This window comes from Pseudomonas sp. JS3066 (genome assembly GCF_036328175.1).
Taxonomy (GTDB): domain Bacteria; phylum Pseudomonadota; class Gammaproteobacteria; order Pseudomonadales; family Pseudomonadaceae; genus Metapseudomonas.
This window is the reverse complement of the sequence record NZ_CP143312.1, coordinates 528,266-541,401: the sequence shown is the minus strand read 5'-3', so window position 1 is coordinate 541,401 and position 13,136 is coordinate 528,266. Positions and strand designations below refer to the sequence as shown.

At 63.5% G+C, this 13,136-nt stretch carries 14 protein-coding genes; 6 read left to right on the top strand and 8 right to left on the bottom strand.

Annotated elements, in window-relative coordinates; translation table 11 throughout:
- Window positions 1-5 precede the first annotated feature (5 nt).
- From rng to mreB, 5 genes are all read right to left on the bottom strand, one after another.
- Entirely contained in the window at window positions 6-1,463 is a 1,458-nt protein-coding gene (gene rng, locus SA496_RS02655) for a ribonuclease G (RefSeq protein WP_120652912.1), read from the bottom strand.
- A 9-nt stretch (window positions 1,464-1,472) separates the two neighbouring features.
- The gene (locus SA496_RS02650; protein WP_120652913.1) at window positions 1,473-2,063 is read right to left on the bottom strand and encodes a Maf family protein; all 591 of its coding nucleotides are present in this window, start codon (window positions 2,061-2,063) and stop codon (window positions 1,473-1,475) included.
- A gap of 51 nt (window positions 2,064-2,114) precedes the next feature.
- Window positions 2,115-2,603, bottom strand: a complete 489-nt coding sequence (mreD, locus tag SA496_RS02645) for a rod shape-determining protein MreD (RefSeq protein WP_120652914.1) — start codon at window positions 2,601-2,603, stop codon at window positions 2,115-2,117.
- Window positions 2,603-3,601 carry a rod shape-determining protein MreC gene (gene mreC, locus SA496_RS02640; protein WP_372240591.1) on the bottom strand — a complete coding sequence of 333 codons (999 nt, stop codon included), beginning with the start codon at window positions 3,599-3,601 and terminating at the stop codon, window positions 2,603-2,605. Before mreC ends, mreD begins: the two co-directional genes overlap by 1 nt.
- An 80-nt stretch (window positions 3,602-3,681) precedes the next feature.
- On the bottom strand, window positions 3,682-4,719 hold the full coding sequence (gene mreB, locus SA496_RS02635) for a rod shape-determining protein MreB (protein ID WP_069082281.1): 1,038 nt from the start codon (window positions 4,717-4,719) through the stop codon (window positions 3,682-3,684).
- 218 nt (window positions 4,720-4,937) lie between these two features.
- On the opposite strand from mreB, the gene gatC reads away from it, so the two are divergent.
- The 5 genes from gatC (at window position 4,938) to SA496_RS02610 (ending at window position 9,082) form a co-directional block, all read left to right on the top strand.
- Window positions 4,938-5,225: an Asp-tRNA(Asn)/Glu-tRNA(Gln) amidotransferase subunit GatC gene (gatC, locus tag SA496_RS02630; protein WP_120652916.1), complete on the top strand. Its 288-nt coding sequence runs from the start codon at window positions 4,938-4,940 to the stop codon at window positions 5,223-5,225.
- Between the two features lie 14 nt (window positions 5,226-5,239).
- Entirely contained in the window at window positions 5,240-6,691 is a 1,452-nt protein-coding gene (gene gatA / locus SA496_RS02625; protein ID WP_120652917.1) for an Asp-tRNA(Asn)/Glu-tRNA(Gln) amidotransferase subunit GatA, read from the top strand.
- Window positions 6,692-6,799: 108 nt separating this feature from the next.
- Window positions 6,800-8,245 carry an Asp-tRNA(Asn)/Glu-tRNA(Gln) amidotransferase subunit GatB gene (gene gatB / locus SA496_RS02620; RefSeq protein ID WP_120652918.1) on the top strand — a complete coding sequence of 482 codons (1,446 nt, stop codon included), beginning with the start codon at window positions 6,800-6,802 and terminating at the stop codon, window positions 8,243-8,245.
- 56 nt (window positions 8,246-8,301) lie between these two features.
- The gene (locus tag SA496_RS02615; protein WP_120655273.1) at window positions 8,302-8,691 is read left to right on the top strand and encodes a septal ring lytic transglycosylase RlpA family protein; all 390 of its coding nucleotides are present in this window, start codon (window positions 8,302-8,304) and stop codon (window positions 8,689-8,691) included.
- 13 nt (window positions 8,692-8,704) lie between these two features.
- Window positions 8,705-9,082: a carboxymuconolactone decarboxylase family protein gene (locus SA496_RS02610; RefSeq protein ID WP_120652919.1), complete on the top strand. Its 378-nt coding sequence runs from the start codon at window positions 8,705-8,707 to the stop codon at window positions 9,080-9,082.
- Between the two features lie 52 nt (window positions 9,083-9,134).
- On the opposite strand, the gene SA496_RS02605 is transcribed toward SA496_RS02610, so the two are convergent.
- From SA496_RS02605 to SA496_RS02595, 3 genes are all read right to left on the bottom strand, one after another.
- Complete coding sequence (locus SA496_RS02605; RefSeq protein WP_120652920.1) at window positions 9,135-10,076, bottom strand: AEC family transporter; 942 nt, start codon at window positions 10,074-10,076, stop codon at window positions 9,135-9,137.
- A gap of 112 nt (window positions 10,077-10,188) precedes the next feature.
- The gene (locus SA496_RS02600; protein ID WP_120652921.1) at window positions 10,189-10,749 is read right to left on the bottom strand and encodes a response regulator transcription factor; all 561 of its coding nucleotides are present in this window, start codon (window positions 10,747-10,749) and stop codon (window positions 10,189-10,191) included.
- 24 nt (window positions 10,750-10,773) lie between these two features.
- Complete coding sequence (locus tag SA496_RS02595) at window positions 10,774-12,030, bottom strand: ATP-binding protein (RefSeq protein WP_120652922.1); 1,257 nt, start codon at window positions 12,028-12,030, stop codon at window positions 10,774-10,776.
- 343 nt (window positions 12,031-12,373) lie between these two features.
- On the opposite strand from SA496_RS02595, the gene SA496_RS02590 reads away from it, so the two are divergent.
- Window positions 12,374-13,090, top strand: coding sequence for an SIMPL domain-containing protein (locus SA496_RS02590; protein WP_120652923.1), 717 nt, complete (start codon window positions 12,374-12,376; stop codon window positions 13,088-13,090).
- The last annotated feature ends 46 nt before the right edge of the window (window positions 13,091-13,136 follow it).

Genomic DNA, 13,136 nt, shown 5'->3' with positions numbered 1-13,136 from the left:
GCGCCTCAAAGCAGGACCACGTCGTACTGTTCCTGGGAATACATCGTTTCCACCTGGAACTTGATCGGACGCCCGATGAAGGCCTCCAGATCGGCGACGTTGCCCGATTCTTCGTCCAGCAGGCGATCCACGACCTTCTGGTTCGCCAGCACCAGGTAACCTTCCGCCTGGTAGGCCCGGGCTTCGCGCAGGATCTCGCGGAAGATTTCGTAGCAGATGGTTTCCGCAGTCTTCAACAGGCCGCGTCCCTGGCAACTGACGCACGGCTCGCAGAGCACCTGGATCAGGCTCTCGCGGGTACGCTTGCGGGTCATCTGCACCAGGCCGAGCTCGGTGATGCCAATGATGTTGGTCTTGGCGTGATCGCGTTCCAGCTGTTTTTCCAGAGTGCGCAGTACCTGGCGCTGGTGTTCTTCATCTTCCATGTCGATGAAGTCAATGATGATGATTCCGCCCAGGTTGCGCAGACGCAGCTGGCGGGCGATGGCGGTGGCAGCCTCGAGGTTGGTCTTGAAGATGGTCTCTTCGAGGGTGCGGTGGCCGACGAACGCGCCGGTGTTCACGTCGATGGTAGTCATCGCCTCCGTCGGGTCGATGATCAGGTAACCGCCGGACTTCAGCAGGACTTTGCGCTCAAGGGCCTTCTGGATTTCGTCCTCGACGCCGTAGAGGTCAAAGATCGGCCGCTCGCCGGGGTAGTGCTCCAGGCGGTCGGAGATTTCCGGCATCAGTTCATCGACGAACTGGGTGATCTTCTGGAAGGTTTCGCGTGAATCGATGCGGATCTTCTCGATGCGCGGATTGACCAGGTCGCGCAGGGTCCGCAAGGCAAGGCTCAGGTCTTCGTAAATGACCGACGGTGACGAAGCGGTCTGCATCTGCGAGGAAATCTGCTCCCACAGGCGGCGAAGGTAGCGGATGTCCGCAAGAATCTCGTCGGCACGAGCTCCATCGGCAGCGGTACGCAGTATGAAGCCGCCCGCCTCCTCGATGCCCTCGGCGGCGACGCAATCGGCCACCACCTGCTTGAGGCGCTCACGCTCAGCCTCGTCTTCGATCTTCAGGGAAATGCCCACATGGCTGGTGCGCGGCATGTACACGAGGTAACGCGAAGGAATCGACAGCTGGGTGGTCAGGCGCGCGCCCTTGCTGCCGATGGGGTCCTTGGTGACCTGTACCACCAGACTCTGGCCTTCGTGGACCAGGGCACTGATGCTTTCCACCGCACTGCCTTCGCGGTTGCTGATCTCCGATGCATGGATGAAGGCGGCACGGTCCAGGCCGATGTCGACGAAGGCCGCCTGCATACCCGGCAGTACCCGCACTACCTTGCCCTTGTAGATGTTGCCGACGATGCCCCTGCGCAGGGTGCGCTCGACATGCACCTCCTGCAACACGCCGTTCTCCACCACCGCCACACGCGACTCCATTGGGGTGATGTTGATCAGAATCTCTTCGCTCATGCCGTTGACCTATCCCAGGTGCTGCCAACAAGGAATGCCGAAATCGGCTAGCAACTCTGCCGTTTCCAGCAGCGGCAATCCCACTACCGCTGAATAACTGCCTTCAACGCGACTGACGAATACCGCACCCAGCCCCTGAATAGCGTAGCTGCCGGCCTTGTCGGCGGGTTCACCGCTGGCCCAATAGGTTTCCAGCTCGGCGCGCGCGATGGGACGGAAGCGCACCCGGCTCGCAACAACGCGCGCTTCGCAGCGGTTCGCATCGGCCAGGGCGATAGCGGTGAGCACCTCGTGCTCGCGGCCGGATAGCAGCTCGAGAGTCGCCAGGGCGTCGTCTCGATCCACCGGTTTGCCGAGGATGTGGCCATCCAGCACAACGGCGGTGTCCGCTCCCAACACGCAGGCGTCGCCCGGCACGGACAGGCTGGCGAGACCGGCCAGCGCTTTCTCGCGGGCCAGGCGCTCGACATAGGCCGAAGCAGCCTCGTCAGGCTGTGCGGTTTCGTCGATGGAGGCGATCAGGGTGATATGGGGAACGCCGATCTGCGCCAGCAATTCACGCCGGCGCGGCGACCCCGAAGCCAGATACAGCGTGGCCATGCGGACTTCTCCCTGTCGAGGACAGAGGCTTGCGACATGGCCGCAAGCCGATCAGTTGACGTTGAGGCGGCGACTCGTACCGCGCAGGGCGGCATATACCCAGGGCCAGAGCAACGCGCTGACCAGTGCGGGCAGCAGGAAGACCAGGGTCGGGGGACGATTACCGGTGAGGGCATTGAGCCACAGCTGCACCAGCTGGGCCAGACCGAAGACAACGAGCAGCACGAGGCACTGCTGCCACATGGGGAACATGCGCAAGCGCTGGTGCAGCGTCAGCACCAGGAAAGTGATCAGCGCGAGGATAAGGGCGTTCTGCCCAAGCAGCGTGCCGTAGAGCACGTCCTCCGCCAGCCCCAGCAGCCAGGCTGTGGTCATGCCCACGCGGTGCGGCAGGGCGAGGGTCCAGTAAGTGAGGAAGAGCGCCAGCCAGAGCGGGCGGCCGATCTCCATGAAGCTGGGGATAGGACCGACGCTGAGCACCAGGGCCAGGATCAGGCTGACCCAGATGACCCAGCCGTTGTTGGAGCGCTGGCCGACCATCAGTGACTCTCCTGGGCGTTCTGCGCGGCAGGCGGCTGGTTCGGCACTGCTGGCGAGGGCGTAGCGGCGGGAGCGGCAGGCGCTGCGGGGGGGCTGGTGACCGCTGGTGCCTGGGCTGCCGGAGCGGCCGGGGCAGGCGTGCCGCCCTGGGCAGGTTGCCCCGCGGCTTCGCGGTCGGCGGCCTCCTGGGCCTTGGCGGCCGCGTTGGCGCGCTCCTCAGGGCTGCGGGTATCGGTGAACACCAGCAGCATGTAGCGACTGCGGTTCAGTGCGGCAGTCGGGACGGCACGAACGATAGCGAAAGGCTGGCCGGAGTCATGGATGACTTCCTTGACCGTGGCTACCGGATAGCCGGCCGGGAAGCGCTGCCCGAGACCGGAGCTCACCAGCAGGTCGCCTTCCTTGATATCGGCCGTGTCCGCCACATGGCGCAGCTCGAGACGTTCGGGGTTTCCGGTGCCGCTGGCGATGGCGCGCAGGCCGTTGCGGTTCACCTGTACCGGAATGCTGTGGGTGATATCGGTCAGCAGCAGTACGCGAGCGGTATACGGCATCACCTCGACCACCTGCCCCATCAGCCCGCGGGCATCGAGCACCGGCTGGCCGAGGAAAACACCGTCCTTCTCGCCCTTGTCGATCAGGATGCGGTGGGTGAAGGGATTGGGGTCTACGCCGATCAACTCACCGACCAGAACCTTTTCGTCCACCAGGGCGGAGGAGTTGAGCAACTCGCGCAGGCGCACGTTCTGTTCGGTGAGGGTCGCCAGTTTCTGTAGGCGACGCTGCATCAACAGGGCTTCGGCCTTGAGTTTCTCGTTCTCGGCAATCAGCGTGCTGCGACTGGTGAACTGGTCGCTGACGCCATCCCAGGCACGCACCGGCAGGTCAGCCAACCAATAGAAAGGCGTGAGGACCAGCCCCATCTGGCTGCGCATGGGCTTGAGGGTGTCGAAACGGGCATCGACCACCATCAGCGCAGCCGAGAGCACGGCGAACACCAGAAGGCGTACGCCGAGCGAAGGTCCCTTGGTGAATAGCGGCTTGATGGCCCGCTCCTATGGCTAAGCGCTCTCCAACCTTATTCGGTGGAGAGCAGGTCCATCGCGTGGCGATCCATCATCTCCAGGGCACGGCCGCCACCACGGGCGACGCAGGTCAGCGGGTCTTCAGCGACGATCACCGGCAGGCCGGTTTCCTGGGCAAGCAGTTTGTCCAGATCACGCAGCAGCGCGCCACCACCGGTCAGTACGAGGCCGCGCTCGGCGATGTCGGAAGCGAGTTCCGGCGGAGATTGTTCCAGGGCGCTCTTCACTGCCTGGACGATGGTCGCCAGGGACTCCTGCAGGGCTTCCAGCACTTCGTTGGAGTTCAGAGTGAAGCTGCGCGGTACGCCTTCGGCCAGGTTACGGCCACGAACGTCGATCTCGCGGGTCTCGCCACCCGGGAAGGCGGTGCCGATTTCCTGCTTGATGCGCTCGGCGGTGGATTCGCCGATCAGGCTGCCGTAGTTGCGGCGCACATAGGTGACGATGGATTCATCGAAGCGGTCGCCGCCCACACGTACCGATTCGGCGTAAACCACGCCATTCAGGGAGATCAGGGCGATTTCAGTAGTACCACCACCGATGTCCACGACCATGGAGCCGCGGGCTTCTTCAACCGGCAGGCCAGCACCGATGGCGGCGGCCATGGGCTCTTCGATCAGGAAGACTTCGCGGGCGCCTGCGCCCAGGGCGGATTCACGGATGGCACGGCGTTCCACCTGGGTGGATTTGCACGGCACGCAGATCAGGACCCGTGGGCTCGGCTGCAGGAAGCTGTTCTCGTGAACCTTGTTGATGAAGTACTGCAGCATCTTTTCGCAGACGCTGAAGTCGGCGATCACACCGTCCTTCATCGGACGGATGGCGGAAATGTTGCCAGGAGTACGGCCCAGCATGCGCTTGGCGTCGGTACCTACGGCTACCACGCTCTTCTGGTTGCCGTGGTTACGGATGGCGACCACGGAGGGCTCGTTGAGGACGATACCGCGCTCACGCACGTAAATAAGGGTATTGGCAGTGCCCAGGTCGATCGACAGATCACTGGAAAACATGCCACGCAGTTTCTTGAACATGGGAGAGGGACCCTAGGCAACGCGTGGGTAAAAAAGTGCGGCAAACTCTAACAATGACAGGGATTTTGGGCAAGGCGCCGATATGTTAAATTGCCTGTTTTTCCGGGCCAGCAAGGCCCATCATCGCGGCCTTTGACCGCCCGTTCGCAGCACCGTTCCCCGCTCGATTCCCGCACGGTCGACTGCCCACGCAGGCCGCTTCTAGTTGGAGACCCCCGATGGCGCTTGAACGCTCCGACGTGGAAAAAATCGCCCATCTCGCCCGACTGGGCCTGAACGAGGCCGATATCCCGCGTACCACCGAGACCCTGAACAACATCCTCGGCCTGATCGACGCCATGCAAGCGGTTGATACCGACGGTATCGAACCCATGGCCCACCCCCTCGACGCCACCCAGCGCCTGCGCGCCGATAGCGTCACCGAGGAAAATCGTCGCGATGCCTACCAGGCCATTGCGCCGGCCGTCGAGAACGGTCTGTACCTCGTGCCCAAAGTCATCGAATAAGGAAAGGGTTTCCCATGCATCAACTGACCCTCGCCGAGATCGCCCGCGGCCTTGCCGCCAAGGAATTCTCCGCTGAAGAGCTGACCCGCGGCCTGCTCGCGCGCATCCACCAGCTCGATCCGCAATTGAACAGCTTCATCAGCATCACCGACGAACCGGCCATCGAACAGGCGAAGGCAGCCGACGCACGGCGCTCCGCCGGTGAGCAAGGCGCCCTGCTCGGCGCGCCGATCGCCCACAAGGACCTGTTTTGCACCGAAGGCGTGCTGACCAGCTGCGCCTCGAAGATTCTCAGCGGCTTCAAGGCTCCCTACGACGCCACCGTGGTCGCCCGCCTCAAGGCCGCCGGCGCGGTCAGCCTCGGCAAGCTGAACATGGACGAGTTCGCCATGGGCTCCTCCAACGAATCCAGCCACTACGGCGCGGTGAAGAACCCCTGGGCGCTGGACCGCGTTCCCGGCGGCTCCTCTGGTGGCTCCGCCGCGGCTGTCGCCGCGCGCCTGGTGCCCGCTGCCACCGGCACCGACACTGGCGGTTCGATTCGCCAGCCGGCCGCCTTCACCAACCTCACCGGCATCAAGCCCACCTACGGCCGGGTTTCCCGCTGGGGCATGATCGCCTACGCCTCCAGCCTCGATCAGGGCGGACCGCTGGCCCGCACCGCCGAGGACTGCGCGCTGATGCTGGGCGCCATCGCCGGCTTCGATCCGAAGGACTCCACCAGCGTCGACCAGCCGGTGGATGACTACCTGGCCGGCCTGAACCAGCCGCTGGCCGGCCTGCGCATCGGCCTGCCGAAGGAGTATTTCGGTGCAGGCCTCGACAGCCGCATCGCCGACGCGGTGATGGCCGTGGTCGAAGAGCTGAAGAAGCTCGGTGCCACCGTCAAGGAAATCAGCCTGCCGAACATGCAGCACGCCATCCCGGCGTACTACGTGATCGCGCCGGCGGAAGCCTCCTCCAACCTGTCGCGTTTCGACGGCGTGCGCTTCGGCTATCGCTGCGAGAACCCGCAGAACCTGGAAGACCTGTACAAGCGCTCCCGCGCCGAAGGCTTTGGCGCCGAAGTGAAGCGTCGCATCATGGTCGGCACCTACGCCCTGTCGGCCGGCTACTACGACGCCTACTACCTGAAGGCACAGAAGATCCGCCGCCTGATCAAGAATGACTTCATCAGCGCCTTCAATGAGGTCGACGTGATCCTCGGCCCGACTACGCCGAACCCGGCCTGGAAACTCGGCGAGAAAAACAACGACCCGGTCGCACAGTACCTGGAAGATATCTACACCATCACCGCCAACCTGGCGGGCGTGCCGGGACTCTCCATGCCTGCCGGCTTCATCGATGGCCTGCCGGTCGGCGTGCAGCTGCTGGCGCCCTACTTCCAGGAAAGCCGCCTGCTCAACGTCGCCCACCAGTACCAGCAAGCGACTGACTGGCACAAACGCGCTCCGGCCGGCTTCTAAGCCATGGCAACGCCATGCGTCCTTTTCCCCTCTCCCTCCAGGGAGAGGGTGGCCCGAAGGGGCGGGAGAGGGACTGCTCAGGCACAGCAGGATTGAGGAACACCACAAATGCAATGGGAAACCGTCATCGGGCTGGAAATTCATGCCCAGCTCAGCACCCAATCGAAGATTTTCTCCGGCAGCGCCACCACCTTCGGCGCCGAGCCAAACACCCAGGCCAGCCTGGTTGACCTCGGCATGCCTGGCACCCTGCCGGTGCTGAACGCGGAAGCGGTTCGCATGGCCTGCAAGTTCGGCCTGGCCATCGACGCCGAAATCGCCGAGAAGAACGTCTTCGCCCGCAAGAACTACTTCTATCCGGATCTGCCCAAGGGCTACCAGACCAGCCAGATGGACCTGCCGATTGTCGGCAAGGGCTTCCTCGACATCACGCTGGAAGACGGCACCGTCAAGCGCATCGGTATTACCCGCGCGCACCTGGAAGAAGACGCCGGCAAGAGCCTGCATGAAGACTTCCACGGCATGAGCGGCATCGACCTGAACCGTGCCGGCACGCCGCTGCTGGAAATCGTTTCCGAGCCGGATATCCGCAGTGCCAAGGAAGCGGTGGCCTACGTCAAGGCCATCCACGCCCTGGTTCGCTACCTGGGCATCTGTGACGGCAACATGGCCGAAGGCTCCCTGCGCTGCGACTGCAACGTGTCGGTTCGCCCGAAAGGCCAGGCTGCGTTCGGCACTCGCGCCGAGATCAAGAACGTCAACTCGTTCCGCTTCATCGAAAAGGCCATCAACCACGAGATCCAGCGTCAGATCGAGCTGATCGAGGATGGTGGCAAGGTGATACAGGAAACTCGCCTGTACGACCCGAACAAGGACGAAACCCGCTCCATGCGCGGCAAGGAAGAAGCCAACGACTACCGTTACTTCCCCTGCCCCGACCTGCTGCCGGTGATGATCGAGCAGAGCTTCCTCGATGAAGTCCGCAGCCAGCTGCCGGAGCTCCCGAATCAGAAGCGCGAGCGTTTCCAGAGCGAGTTCGGCCTGTCTGCCTACGACGCCAGTGTGCTCTCCGCAAGCCGTGAAATGGCCGATTACTTCGAGGCCGTATTCAAGGCCTGCGGTGACGCCAAGCTCGCCGCGAACTGGGTAATGGTCGAATTGGCCAGCCTGCTCAACAAGGAAGGCCTGGAGATCGAGCAGTCTCCGGTTTCCGCCGAGCAGTTGGGCGGCATGATCCTGCGCATCAAGGACAACACCATCTCTGGCAAGATCGCCAAGATGGTCTTCGAAGCCATGGCCGCAGGCGAAGGTTCCGCCGACGAGATCATCGAGAAGAAAGGTCTGAAGCAGGTCACCGACAGCGGCGCCATCGAATCCATGCTGGACGAAGTGTTGGCCGCCAACGCTGCTCAGGTCGAACAGTACCGCGCCAGCGACGAAGCCAAGCGCGCGAAGATGTTCGGCTTCTTCGTCGGCCAGGCCATGAAGGCGTCCAAGGGCAAGGCCAACCCTGGCCAGGTGAACGATTTGCTCAAGAAGAAGCTCGAAGGTTGAAACACCCTTTGAGGACGCCGGGCATGCCCGGCGTTTTCTTGTCCGAGGCATGCACGATGTTTCGATCCCTGCTCTGGGTTCCCACGTTCGCTCTTGTGCTTGCTGGCTGCAGCACGAGCCCTTTCGGTAGTGGCAATGGAGAAAGCGGCCATGGCTATCGCGCCGAAGGCAAGGCGTCCTATTACGGTTCCCGGCACCATGGCAAGCGCACTGCAAGCGGCGAGCGCTTCGACCAACACGCCCTCACTGCCGCTCACCGCACCTTGCCTTTCGGTAGCCGGGTCAAGGTGACCAACCTGAACAACGACCGCACGGTGGTGGTTCGCATCAACGATCGCGGCCCACATGTCCGTGGCCGGATCATCGACCTGTCGCGCGAGGCTGCCGAACGGCTGGGCATGCTGCGGGCCGGCGTGGCACCCGTGCGCGTGGAATCCCTCGACTGACTGGAGAATCACAATGAGCGAAGAACGCAAATCCGGCCTGCAGGTGCGCCGGGAAGTCATGGGCGACGCCTTCGTCGACCGCGCCCTGGGCAATGCCACCGAGTTCACCCAACCGCTGCAGGACTTCGTCAACGAGCATGCCTGGGGCGGCGTATGGAACCGCGAAGGGCTGCCGCGCAAGACCCGCAGCCTGATTACCCTTGCTGCCCTCACCGCACTGAAGTGCCCGCAAGAACTGAAAGGCCACGTGCGGGGCGCACTGAACAATGGCTGCACGGTCGAGGAAATTCGCGAAGCGCTGCTGCACTGCGCCGTCTACGCCGGCGTTCCCGCCGCTATCGATGCCTTCCGCGCTGCCCAGGAAGTCATCGACGACTACCAGAAGGCTTGATCCCCCCTCGCCCGCTTCGAGGTTTTCATCCGGACCACCTCCAAACTGGCTCTCAGATCCAGCCCGCCCACTGCAACACGAACAGCCCGATATTGGTGGTTACCACTGCCGCCAGGGTAGTCATCACGATGATGGCCGCTGCCAGTTCGTGGTTGGCGTTCACCGCGCGGGCCATGACGAAGCTTGCCGCAGCGGTCGGGCTGGCGAAGTAGAGGAACAGGATCGCCAGGTCCGCCTCGCGGAACCCGCACAGCCAGGCGCCGCAGGTCGCCAGGATCGGCAGCCAGACCATCTTCATCAGACTGGCGCTGACCGCGATCTTGCCGCTGGAACGCAGGGAAGCCAGCGACAGGGTGCCGCCGATGCAGATCAGCGCCAGCGGCAGGGTCATCTGTGCGAAGTACTCGCCCGACGTCATCAGCCATTTCGGCAGCGGCAATTGCCAGTAGGCGACCGGAACGGCTGCCAGCACACCGATGATCAGAGGGTTGCTGATGATGCTTCTGGCAAGGCTCAGCGGGTCGCTCTTGGCATTCGGACTGTAGATCGCCAGTACGATCGAAGAGAGCGTGTTGTAGCTGAGGATCACTACCGCGCCGAGGATGCTACCCACCGACAGGCCGTAGTCGCCGTACATGCTGGTGGCCAGGGCCAGGCCGATGATGCCGTTGTTGCCGCGGAAGGCGCCCTGCGTGTAGATGCCGCGATCCTCTGCCGGGCAGCGCAGGATCGCCCAGCCCCAGCCGATCAGGAAACAGACGATGGTCGCCGCAACGAAATAGGCGATGAGCGCCGGCTGCAACGCCGTGCGCAGGTCCGCCTGGACGATCCCGAGGAACAGCAGCGTCGGCATCGTGCCCTTGAACACCAGTGACGATGCAGTGTTGACGAAGGAATCGTCGATCCAGCCGAGGCGCTTGAGACCCACGCCCAGGAACAGCATGGAGAACACCGGAGCGGTGATGCTGAGGGTCTGCTGAACGACGGCGAGCATGGCGAACCTTGGCGGAGGGAATAGTTAGGCGGCTAAGGATACCAAGGGCGGAAAGGAAATTACCTTGTGGGGGCGAATTCACTCACCCCCACAAAGAGCGAGCAATGAAGGGTCAGCGGCGCACGGGACGCTTCTGCAGCTTGCGCTGCAAGGTCCGGCGGTGCATGCCCAAGGCACGGGCGGTGGCGGAGATGTTGCCATCATGCTCGGCCAGCACACGCTGGATGTGCTCCCACTGCAGGCGGTCCACCGACATCGGGTTTTCCGGCACCAGGCTGTCCAGGTCGGCATGCTCGGAGAGCAGCGCGGTCAGAACGTCGTCGGCGTCGGCAGGCTTGCACAGGTAGTTGGTGGCACCGCGCTTGATGGCTTCCACAGCGGTGGCGATGCTCGAATAGCCGGTGAGGATCACCACGCGCATCTCCGCATCCAGCTCGAGCAGCTTGGGCAGCAGCACCAGGCCGGAATCGCCGTCCATCTTCAGGTCCAGCACGGCGTAGTCGGGCAGGTCGTCCTTGGCCAGCAGCAGGCCTTCTTCGGCGGAGCCCGCGACCGTTACGCGCAGCCCGCGGCGGGCCATGGCCCGGGCCATCACGCGGGTGAAGGTGGCATCATCGTCCACCAGCAGCAGATGGGGTTGTTCTTCGCCTTCGATCAGGGGTTCGTCAGTCATCTCGCTTCCTCTTCGTCAAGGCACTCAGGCGACGCCGTAACTGCGCGGCAGGCGCAACTCAGTCAGGGTGCCGCCTTCTTCATGGTTATAAAGTTTAACCGTACCGCCGGCACGGGTAACGCTGGCCTGGCTCAGGAACAGACCAAGACCGAAACCCTTGCCCTTGGTGGTAAAGAATGGTCGCCCCAGTTGCTCGGCAATAGCCAGGGGGACGCCGGCGCCATGGTCGCGGATGGTCAGTACCATCCACTGGTGGTCCCAGTTGACGCGAATGTCGAGCTTTTCCGGGCAGGCATCGGCGGCGTTGTTTAGCAGGTTCAGCAATGCCTGGGACAGGTCTGCCGGCGGTTTCAACCGGGGCGCCACGCCAAGTCCCATGCACTGGTAGCGGTAGGTGGCTTCCGGACGCATCAGGTGCCAGCGGTTGAGGGTGACTTCCAGCCACTCGATCACCGACTGTTCCACCACCGCCTGGCGACGATCAGCTTCGGCAGCACGCACCAAGTGCTGCAAGGTGTCCTTGCATAGCATCACCTGCTCCTGCAACAGGGCCAAGTCGTCCTGCAGGCTGGGCTTGTCGCCATGCTCCTGGCGCAGCTCCTTGAGTAGCACGCTCATGGTCGCCAGCGGGGTGCCCAGCTCGTGGGCAGCGCCAGCGGCCTGGGTGGCCACGGCCAGCAACTGCTGGTCGCGCATGCTTTCTTCACGGCGCACCGCCTGCAACTGGTCCTGTCGACGCAGTTCGTCGGCCATGCGGGCGACGAAGAAGGTGATCAGCGCCGCCGCCAGGGCAAAGCTCAGCCACATGCCGTAAATCAGCAGGGACTCACGCTGGCCAGTAGGCATCTCCAACGGATGGAACAACACCAGTAGCAGGGTGTACGCCGCCAACGCGAGACCGGAGAGGGTCAGGGTGTAGAGCCAGGGCAGGGTCGCCGCGGCGATGGTCAGCGGCACCAGGTAATAGGAAACGAAGGGGTTGGTGGAGCCCCCCGAGAAGTACAGCAGCACACTGTGGATAACCAGGTCGAAGCCGAGTTGGACGGAGTACTCCAGCTCCGTCACCGGCCAGGGGCCGCGCAGACGCAAGGCCGTGCCGACGCAAAGTACCAGCGAGACCCCGAGAGTCAGGCTCAGAGCGATCCAGGGCAATTGCAGCAGCTGGGCCTTGTAGGCAAGTCCTACCGAACCGGCCTGGGCGGCCAGGACGAGGATGCGAATCAGGGTCAGCCGCAGTAGGTTCTGGCGGCTGGCAGACAGAAGTTGTACGGGTTCTAGCATGTGCACTCCCAGGAATCGCCGGAGTATAACCAAGGCACACCTCGGCCCGCCTCTGTGCGGCAACTCGCCGCAGTGAGTCCACGCCGGGGCGGCAATGGAACTTCTGTAGGAGCGAACCCATTCGCCAAGGAAGGCGCAGCTGCCCCCTCGACTTCCCAGGGCAGACCTGCGGCCTGCCTGGCGAATGAACTCCCCCACAATCAGAAAGCCAGCATTGGCTGGAACAACCGTCCCGATTTCTGGTCAATTTGCGTCGCCGTTAACCCGAATGGCCGTTTACCCTCGTCCAATACGGAGAAACACCGCGCAACCCGCGCGGAAACCTGTCCCACAAGGAGTCGTCATGCCCAAGTTCACTCGCCTCGCCGCCGCCCTTGCCCTTTGCGCCGCCAGCCTTGGCAGCCTCTCGGCCCAGGCGGCCGACGATGTGCACTACAACCAGGTAGCCGTACGTGCCGAGGTCAGCCAGGAAGTGGCCCATGACCTGATGCACGTCACTCTTTATAGCGAGTCGCAGAACACCGACCCGGCCAAGCTCGCCGACGAGATCACCCGCACCCTCAACGCCGCCGTGGAAAAGGCCCGCAAGGCCAAGGGCGTGACCGTCAGCCTGGGCAGCCGCAACAGCTACCCGGTGTACGACGAGAAAGGCCAGAAGATCACCGCCTGGCGCGAGCGCGCGGAACTTCGCCTGGAGAGTGCCGACTTCGCCACCCTGTCCCAGCTCAGCGCCGATATGCTGGGTGACCTGAAGATGGCGGGGATGAACTTCAGCATCGCCGAGAAGACCCGCAAGACCCACGAAGACGATCTGATCAAACAGGCCGTGGACGCCTTTAAAGCCCGCGCACAACTGGCTACCGACGCCCTCGGCGGCAAGGGCTACAAGCTGGTCAACCTGAGCCTGAACAGCGCCGGCTTCCAGCCGCCACAGCCGATCATGATGCGTGCCATGGCTGCCAAGGGTTACGCCGATGGCGCCGCCGCCCCCGAGATCGAAGCCGGCACCAGCCGCGTCAGCGTCAGTGCAGACGGCACCATCGAAGTGCAGATGCCCTGATCAGGCGCTGGGCGCTGCCGCTTGCGGGGCAGCGCCCTCCCCTCGC

Excerpts from the sequence above, each read along its gene's own strand:
- SA496_RS02600 (WP_120652921.1), bottom strand. The coding sequence starts at position 10,749 with ATGACTGACGAACCCCTGATCGAAGGCGAAGAACAACCCCATCTGCTG.
- mreB (WP_069082281.1), bottom strand. The coding sequence starts at position 4,719 with ATGTTCAAGAAACTGCGTGGCATGTTTTCCAGTGATCTGTCGATCGAC.
- SA496_RS02650 (WP_120652913.1), bottom strand. The coding sequence starts at position 2,063 with ATGGCCACGCTGTATCTGGCTTCGGGGTCGCCGCGCCGGCGTGAATTG.
- SA496_RS02605 (WP_120652920.1), bottom strand. The coding sequence starts at position 10,076 with ATGCTCGCCGTCGTTCAGCAGACCCTCAGCATCACCGCTCCGGTGTTC.
- SA496_RS02595 (WP_120652922.1), bottom strand. The coding sequence starts at position 12,030 with ATGCTAGAACCCGTACAACTTCTGTCTGCCAGCCGCCAGAACCTACTG.
- SA496_RS02610 (WP_120652919.1), top strand. The coding sequence starts at position 8,705 with ATGAGCGAAGAACGCAAATCCGGCCTGCAGGTGCGCCGGGAAGTCATG.
- rng (WP_120652912.1), bottom strand. The coding sequence starts at position 1,463 with ATGAGCGAAGAGATTCTGATCAACATCACCCCAATGGAGTCGCGTGTG.
- SA496_RS02590 (WP_120652923.1), top strand. The coding sequence starts at position 12,374 with ATGCCCAAGTTCACTCGCCTCGCCGCCGCCCTTGCCCTTTGCGCCGCC.
- mreD (WP_120652914.1), bottom strand. The coding sequence starts at position 2,603 with ATGGTCGGCCAGCGCTCCAACAACGGCTGGGTCATCTGGGTCAGCCTG.
- SA496_RS02615 (WP_120655273.1), top strand. The coding sequence starts at position 8,302 with ATGTTTCGATCCCTGCTCTGGGTTCCCACGTTCGCTCTTGTGCTTGCT.
- gatA (WP_120652917.1), top strand. The coding sequence starts at position 5,240 with ATGCATCAACTGACCCTCGCCGAGATCGCCCGCGGCCTTGCCGCCAAG.
- gatB (WP_120652918.1), top strand. The coding sequence starts at position 6,800 with ATGCAATGGGAAACCGTCATCGGGCTGGAAATTCATGCCCAGCTCAGC.
- gatC (WP_120652916.1), top strand. The coding sequence starts at position 4,938 with ATGGCGCTTGAACGCTCCGACGTGGAAAAAATCGCCCATCTCGCCCGA.